Consider the following 6,670-nt stretch of genomic DNA (forward strand, 5'->3'; position numbering starts at 1 on the left):
TCTAATAATTTAACACAGACAGAGGTATCAAGTCCTCCGCTGAATGCTAAAACTACTTTATCAGTCATTTAATTCACCATATAATAAAAATAAGTTTTACAGTAAATAGTATATTTTTAATAGTATTTATAATTTTAAAAATATTGAATAAGAGAACTCTTAATTGAGGGCAATAATGGAGGTTGAAAGTTATATGGGCATTGGAAAAGTAAAACCCCAATTAAGAGTAATAATTAAAATCGGTTCATCTTTCAATTATTATTTTATTATCTAATAGTATATAAAGTTTAGGTATACCTAAATTTTAACCATCAACTTTTCATCTTCACAAAAGATTATCAGCCTTTCATAAGTGGGGTTTGTTTTCAGGGTATCCGTATTTCCGATGATTATTAATTTTCTCTTTGCCCGGGTGATGGCAACATTTAATCTTCTCAAATCACTTAAAAAACCAATGTTTCCCTTAGCATTGCTTCTGACAGTGGAAATGATAATGATTTCCTTTTCTCTTCCCTGAAATCCGTCAACGGTTTTGACCTCGACGGGAGTCATGTCCTGGATAATCTTTACCTGATCGGCATAGGGGCTGATGATGCCAATATCCTCAACTCCAACTCCATCATTCAAATAATCTTCGGCAATTTTGACGCTAACTTCGGCTTCCAGGTTATTGATGATTGATTTTGAATCCTTAAGATGAGTTTCACCCTCCATATCAACATCCGAAGTGTCAATAAAAAGCAGCGCTTCTTCAGGATTATGGGAATCCAGAATATCCTTGATGTTTATATTGTCAACGCTGGAATCGCTTTTAAGCCCATTGTTGTAGAATTCCCTATTCGGAAATCTCATAAGCAAATTGTTCATGCGGTATTGAACATTGAGAAGTTGTGATTTGAATGGATACATTCTAATCAGCTCTTCAAACAGTGTTTTTGACAGCTCTCCTGCTCTGTCACTGATGATTGTCGGAGGCAGCTGCTTGTGGTCTCCTGCAAGAATAAATCTGTGGGCTTTGGCTATTGGAATCAAAACACTCGGTATTGTGGCCTGTGATGCCTCATCAATGATTGCAACATCGAATTTAATGCGGGCAATTGCTTCAAGGGCGGCTGATGAGTTTGTAGCCAAAATGACATCGCTTGTATCGATTATGTCTTTTATCATTCTGTTTTCAATTCTTTTGATTTCATCATGTGCTTCATCAACCTCCTGGTTAATTTCAATCCATTTAGCCATTGATTTCATTTTGTCTGAGCTTATTCCACGTCCTCCCTTTCCTTTTGAAGCCATATGGAGGATATCATAATCCCCATAGCCTCGGCGATACTGTGGGGTAGGTTTTGTGTGAACCTTTCGCTTTTCAATCAGATTATCAATCTTTTTGTAAATCCTTTTGATTTTCCGGTTAAGCTTATGATTTTCAACCTTATATGCCAAAGTTTGAGTAATGTTGTGTTTTGAGACTCTTTGAGGATGGCCGAGTCTTGTCAATTTTAATTTTTTATTGTCCATCAATCTTTCTAAAATGTTGTCAACTGCTGCATTGCTTTCGGCCGTTGCTAAAACCTTATGGCCCTGTCTGGTTTCCTGGGATATTAGCTCAACCAAAGTTCTTGTTTTCCCGGTTCCGAACGGGCCATGAATCAAAAAGAAATTTTCACATGAAAGTGCATTTTCAATCGCCGTTTTTTGGGAATCATTTAAATTTTCATCAATGTATGCAATATATGGTGTTTGCCTGTTCTTTTTTGGATTCCTTTCATTTAAAATGTATTCAAGAGCGTTTTTGCCTTTAAGGCTCAGATGCTTTAAGTTATCTTCCATTCTTCTGAACGTTATGTCGTTTGCATATAAATCAAGTCTGACTTTCTTTTTGATTGCCCATTTTGGAACGCGCTTGTCAAATGCAACTTTAATGAATCTGGCGCCCTTTTCGGTAACGGTACCGGTCAAATCGCTTCTTAGGGGATTGTCTGTACTGATTAATACCATATCTCCGACTGAAATTTCAGTGTCGATTACTTCTGATCTTCCAAACTGAACGATTTGAAGACCTAATTCCTTGCCAAGGCTTTTTCCTTTAACCTTATTAATGGCTCTTCCCAATTCCTCTCTTTTCTGACCGGACATTGTGCTTATTTCATGTGTCATCAGGTCAATTTCGGCATCTCTTTCATAGTTGATGAGCCTTATCAGGTTTTTAATATATTTCTTCATTTTCATACTTATTTTTAAATAAGAGTTTCACTGTATATTTAATTATGCATTTTAAAAAAATTGAGGAATTTGACAACCTGGAGATGTCTTACATATGTGATTTCTCGGGAGGATATATTTCACGAAATAAGAATCTTTTCAGAGAATTGGAATTAAGCAAATTGACTCAATTGATACTTGAAAAATGTGTTCATGGGACTCCTATATTTAAATTGGGAAATTCCGGAAACAAACTCCTGATTTTATCAGGAATTCATGGCAATGAACTACCTTCACAGATTGCAAATGTTAAATTGTTGAATAAGCTTCTCTTTAAAGATTTGAATCACACGATATATTTCATTCCATTTGCAGCACCCAAATCAAGTATGAATAATGAACGAACATTTAATGAAATGGACTTGAATCGCTCAGCACACATTAATGGCTCTTTGAGCAATCGAATTGTGCAAACTGTTGAGGATTTGGGAATTGACTTTGTAGGCGACTTTCACTCGACCGCATACAATGCAAATCCGGGTATCGAATCGATATTTTCTTCAAAATCCCCTACTCCTGAAAGTTATCTGATGGCAAACTATATTTCTCAGGATGTGGGATCCGAAATAATTGCTTTTGATTTTGCCGGTTCTTCTTATAAGGGTGCAGTTGAAGATGTTTGTAATCTAAAGCAAATTCCGGCCATTACATGTGAAGTATTGTGCCCTTTTGCAAGTGTCAGTGAAGGTACTGTTGAAAAATCCTTTAATCAAATGAATAGTTTTTTGCAATATTTTGGCGTTTAATTATGTAAAATGAATTCTATGTGTAAAAAGGAAGATATAAAACACATATTAAAAGCTAATCATCATTTAAATTGTCATTTTATTAGATTAGAAAAATTTCGGTTAATCCAAACTATTCTTCCTATCACATAGTTTGTTAGCTCATTAGCAAATTAATGGCCAACAAGGGGTAGTAACTTGCTAGAAATATATAAGAAAAAGCAAGCACTACGTTTTCAACCACCATGTTCAAGTCCTCCGAAGAGTATGATATATTCTTTGAATAACATCATTAAAACACCAAAAATATTCTTATTATTATCTGTGTTTTAGAATTTGTTTTTTGTTTAATATCTTATTTAATAATTACTCTTTTTTAAAATCAATATTTATTTAATCTTGTTATATTTATTTAATGAAGAGGTATTGTTTTAATCATATATCGAGAGATAAAAAACATTTATATATTAAAAAATATAAATTTGTATTTAACATCATTTGATGTTGGCTGCCATGTGCAGACCAAAAATATTTTTTGGATAAGGATGTGTCAAAATTTGAGTATCAAATTTATCCTTATTCAATTTAAATCAATTCAATATACATTTTTTTTTGAAATGAATTTTAGAATTAATTAAAGATTACTTCTCAAATGCTCTCTCATAACTCTTTTAAATATAAAAAGTCTATTTTTAACTAAGGTGATTTAATTGTCTTCATACAAGGGGCATTCAATATTTGCATTGATACTTTCAGTGATGTTTTTTTACAATCCTCTATTAATTGCTTTAACAATCATTGGTGCAAATGTTCCGGATTTTGATCATGAATTCAAAAAGGAGAATGTCTATAAGATGATTATTTTGGGATTGATAGTGTTCATTTCACTTTTTATCCTTAAATTACCTTATTATATTGGTCTGATTATCGTTTTTTTAGGTGCAACATTTTATTTTTCAGAGCACAGAAGCTTTACTCACTCAATATTTGGCGTTGTGAGCCTAACCTCTGCGGTTAGTCTGATAGTAATCTGGGCTTTTCAGTTAGCTGCTGCAGTAACCATTTTGGATAATCCGTATTTGTTATTGGCAATCCTGATTGCCCTTTTAAGCTTCTTATTTTTAAATAAGAAAGTGCTGATGATTTTCCTCCCAGCATTTTTCATTTCGTTGTTTGTGGTTCCAATAACTGAAATAACCTACATTGAAATCGTATTGAGCTTATTTTTGGGGTTGTTTTCACACATCGTCCTGGATTCATTTACTCCTGCCGGAATAAAGATATTCGCACCTCTGTCTTCTAAAAAGGTTTTTAGAAACTTCGGATTGAGCATGATATTTTTAATGATTACGATTTCAATCGTCATCCACATTCCAGTATTTTTCAAACTCTTTGAGCAGTATGCATTGGTGATTCTTTAGAATCTGTAATTGCAGACGAAAAACAGTCCTGAATTTTTAATCCATAAGCAGAATTTGGAAACAATATATAAGATGGGCAGCTCTATCAGCGGACCGATTACAAGAGCTATTGAGATTAGCTCATGGCCGGCAAAGGAATTTATGGCTATTGCCAGGGCCAATGGTGAGTTGCGTGCCAGGGTTGTCATCGTCAGGCTGGCATATTCAGGATATGTGAAGTTGATTTTTTCACATATCAATAAGTCAATAATGGCATTGGTGGCAAAAAAGATTACCAGCGGAATAAATATCTTCACCAGGGCGTCCAGGTTTTTAAACAGCAAATCGCCCTGTGATGCGAATATGCAGAATACCGCAAGCGCTAAAAAATATGTTTGAAGCGAGCTGATTTTACGAGTCTGATTGTCATTTAAAATGAATTTGATAAATTGCGATGCAACAAATGGAATTACAATAACGATTAGAAGGGAATATGCAAGTTGCGAATAATCAAGGGAGATTCCATTTGAAAAAAAGATCACCAGATAAATCGGAAGCAGTATGATTTGCAGTATCAGATTTATTGGAAGAATTGACAGGCTTAATGTCACGTCTCCTTTTGCTATTTTTGTAAATATAAGATACCAATCGGTGCATGGTGTCAATATCAGCATGAAAAATCCGATTAAAACGTCAATGTTTCCCTTCAGGAAAAGTGAACCTAGAAAGTATCCGAAAAGTGGAGTCCATATGAAATTAATTAATATGCTGCTTAGGCTGAATTTGACATTTTTGAAGCTGTTTTTAAGTTCTCCTAATGGCACTTCCAGAAATAATGCGAAAAGCATTAGGCACAAAAATATTGTTATCAAATAATCTGTATTTTGAGCGATTAGGCCAATATTGGAGAATATCAGCCCCATTATTATTGAAAGAATGATTATCATCGGCTCAAGTTTTTCCACTAACTCCACAGTTTCACCTTTAGGTATGACTAAATTTGTATATTATAATATATAATATTTTAATATTTGCATGATATTGTTTAATTTTTACTTTAACTATTGATTTGACATTATTTAATTAATCTAAGTAGTATTTTTGTTCATGTATATTTTTTTAATAATTTTTAACAGTGTTAATCTAATTTTTGAATAATTTTTCTAAAAAAGCATAACTTTATAATGAATAATCATGATAAATAATAATATTATTATTTAGTCAATTTTATGGCTATTATTAATACTAATGAAATGGAGCTTATTTAATGTTTTTGACTAGAATCGGATATGGAATTATATATTTCTTTGTCCTAATTTATGAAATCATTAAAGCAACATTTGATGTTGCTTTTAGAGGTGTTATGGGGCGAAATATTGATCCTGTAATTGTTGATATTGAAACAGTATTGGAGAGGCCTGTTTCACAGACAATTTTGGCTAACAGTATTTCTTTAACTCCGGGTACTTTGTCTGTTGATTTGGACAGTGAAAATAACATTATCAAAGTAGCTGCTATTTCTCCAAGAACTAAAGAGGAAATCATTCCTTTTGAACCTTATATAAAGAAAATGTTGGAATAATACATTTTCTAAAAAAATCGAGTGAGATAGTATGGATATATTGTTTATTTCAAAATATATTTTGGTTATTGCATTGATTATAATGATGCTGGCCAGCCTGAGGGCAAGTGCATATAAATCCACTTCCATGGGACTTTTGGGAAGTTCTGTGATTGTCAATGCTTTTGCTGTTGCATTGCTAGTGGGGGGAGATTTATATAACCTTGCATTTTATAGGGATATATCATTAGCTTTAATATTCTTTGGTTTTGTAGGAACTATTGCTTTCGCTGTTACCGTGGGAGGGGAGGATAAATGATCGAGTATATTCAATCAATTCTTCTCATTATAGCAGCTTTTTTGACTATCGTCTCAGCAATAGGTCTTATCAGCTTAAGTAAAAATACAAACAATGCGGTTTATGGAAGAATCCATATCGTTGGACTGTTTGATATTGCATGTATTATTGCTATGATCGGTCTTGGCCAATATCTCCTGGCGGGAATCTACTTTATTCTGGCGCCATTTATTGCACATGCAATCGCTAATGCTTATTGGAAAAAAGAAGATAGAGAAAATAATGTTGATTTAATGACAGTTGAGCAAGAAGTAGATGAAAATCATCCATTCATCCATCCTAAAGAAAAGATGCAGGCTTTAGAGAGCGAAGATTCAGAAAAACTTAAGGCGGATGAAAGATTTTCAGTAACTACAATAGAAATTGA

At 33.4% G+C, this 6,670-nt stretch carries 7 protein-coding genes; 5 read left to right on the forward strand and 2 right to left on the reverse strand.

The window, feature by feature from the left end; genetic code table 11:
* Positions 1-297: 297 nt before the first annotated feature.
* Complete coding sequence (locus tag ACJMLO_RS07460) at positions 298-2,220, reverse strand: IGHMBP2 family helicase (protein ID WP_405295440.1); 1,923 nt, start codon at positions 2,218-2,220, stop codon at positions 298-300.
* A 44-nt stretch (positions 2,221-2,264) separates the two neighbouring features.
* Between ACJMLO_RS07460 and ACJMLO_RS07465 the strand changes: the two genes are divergently transcribed.
* Positions 2,265-3,005 carry a succinylglutamate desuccinylase/aspartoacylase family protein gene (locus ACJMLO_RS07465; RefSeq protein ID WP_405295442.1) on the forward strand — a complete coding sequence of 247 codons (741 nt, stop codon included), beginning with the start codon at positions 2,265-2,267 and terminating at the stop codon, positions 3,003-3,005.
* 689 nt (positions 3,006-3,694) lie between these two features.
* A complete protein-coding gene (locus tag ACJMLO_RS07470; protein WP_405295444.1) occupies positions 3,695-4,405 on the forward strand; it encodes a metal-dependent hydrolase in 711 nt (236 codons plus the stop codon).
* Here ACJMLO_RS07470 and ACJMLO_RS07475 read toward each other — a convergent pair.
* Positions 4,402-5,358, reverse strand: a complete 957-nt coding sequence (locus tag ACJMLO_RS07475) for an arsenic resistance protein (RefSeq protein ID WP_405295446.1) — start codon at positions 5,356-5,358, stop codon at positions 4,402-4,404. The genes ACJMLO_RS07470 and ACJMLO_RS07475 overlap by 4 nt on opposite strands.
* Before the next feature lie 293 nt (positions 5,359-5,651).
* On the opposite strand from ACJMLO_RS07475, the gene ACJMLO_RS07480 reads away from it, so the two are divergent.
* From ACJMLO_RS07480 to ACJMLO_RS07490, 3 genes are all read left to right on the forward strand, one after another.
* Complete coding sequence (locus ACJMLO_RS07480) at positions 5,652-5,966, forward strand: monovalent cation/H+ antiporter subunit E (protein ID WP_405295448.1); 315 nt, start codon at positions 5,652-5,654, stop codon at positions 5,964-5,966.
* A gap of 31 nt (positions 5,967-5,997) precedes the next feature.
* Entirely contained in the window at positions 5,998-6,264 is a 267-nt protein-coding gene (locus tag ACJMLO_RS07485) for a hypothetical protein (protein WP_405295451.1), read from the forward strand.
* Positions 6,261-6,670 (forward strand): cation:proton antiporter (locus tag ACJMLO_RS07490; RefSeq protein WP_405295452.1); only part of this gene is annotated, 410 nt, incomplete at its 3' end. The genes ACJMLO_RS07485 and ACJMLO_RS07490, both read left to right, overlap by 4 nt.

This window comes from Methanobrevibacter sp. (assembly GCF_045120835.1).
Taxonomy (GTDB): Archaea; Methanobacteriota; Methanobacteria; order Methanobacteriales; family Methanobacteriaceae; genus Methanocatella.

Bases quoted from the DNA above. Each gene is read 5' to 3' on its own strand.
- ACJMLO_RS07465 (WP_405295442.1), top strand. From the start codon at position 2,265: ATGCATTTTAAAAAAATTGAGGAATTTGACAACCTGGAGATGTCTTAC.
- ACJMLO_RS07460 (WP_405295440.1), bottom strand. From the start codon at position 2,220: ATGAAGAAATATATTAAAAACCTGATAAGGCTCATCAACTATGAAAGA.
- ACJMLO_RS07485 (WP_405295451.1), top strand. From the start codon at position 5,998: ATGGATATATTGTTTATTTCAAAATATATTTTGGTTATTGCATTGATT.
- ACJMLO_RS07480 (WP_405295448.1), top strand. From the start codon at position 5,652: ATGTTTTTGACTAGAATCGGATATGGAATTATATATTTCTTTGTCCTA.